Origin of the sequence: Micromonospora fiedleri (assembly GCF_016774385.1) — a bacterium.
Lineage (GTDB): Bacteria > Actinomycetota > Actinomycetes > Mycobacteriales > Micromonosporaceae > Micromonospora > Micromonospora gifhornensis.
In genome coordinates this window covers 1-494 of record NZ_JAETXL010000041.1, presented here as the reverse complement: position 1 = coordinate 494, position 494 = coordinate 1, and the positions used below count along the sequence as shown (strand labels likewise).

The window sequence follows — 494 nt, the reverse complement described above, 5'->3', positions numbered from 1 at the left end:
TGGGGTTGGAACCGGCCCGTCACTAATTTCGATCCGGTGATGGGGTTGAATAATGCCTTTGGCGATCTGTTGCTGAATTTCGTCATGGGGACGATGTTCTTGGTGCTGCCTGCGTTTTGGATGACTGCGTTGGGCTGGGCAGGTTTCCAAGCCGGTGCAATCACTCAGGCCCTCGTAAATGGCAGCAAGGACGCGCAAACGGCAGGCGGAAAAGGGGGGGCCTCACTGATGAATGTCGCCAAGAAGTAAAATGAGTTACTCCTACATTTCGTCGTTGGGATCGTGAGGATCGATCCTTGAGCCATCAGGATGGTAAAGGCCAAATCCGAGATTGCCGCTCCGCCATTCAGGTTGCGGCTCATTCCAATCGGTATTGCGGGCCACCCACGCTGCAGCGACGCCGAACACCAGCAGCAGAGCCAGCCAGAACGCGGTATAGAGCCTGTCTCTTATACACATCTAGATGTGTATAAGAGACAGGCGCTACAACATCC

2 protein-coding genes are annotated in these 494 nt (G+C 54.5%); one reads left to right on the top strand and one right to left on the bottom strand.

Annotated features, from left to right (window positions below; genetic code table 11):
• The coding region (locus JMF97_RS32465; protein WP_273543976.1) for a hypothetical protein at positions 1-249 on the top strand (249 nt) is incomplete at its 5' end.
• A gap of 12 nt (positions 250-261) precedes the next feature.
• Here JMF97_RS32465 and JMF97_RS32460 read toward each other — a convergent pair.
• Positions 262-459: a DUF3742 family protein gene (locus tag JMF97_RS32460; RefSeq protein WP_203224669.1), complete on the bottom strand. Its 198-nt coding sequence runs from the start codon at positions 457-459 to the stop codon at positions 262-264.
• Positions 460-494: the final 35 nt, after the last annotated feature.

Coding starts and splice junctions, on each gene's coding strand:
- JMF97_RS32460 (WP_203224669.1), bottom strand. CDS start 459: ATGTGTATAAGAGACAGGCTCTATACCGCGTTCTGGCTGGCTCTGCTG.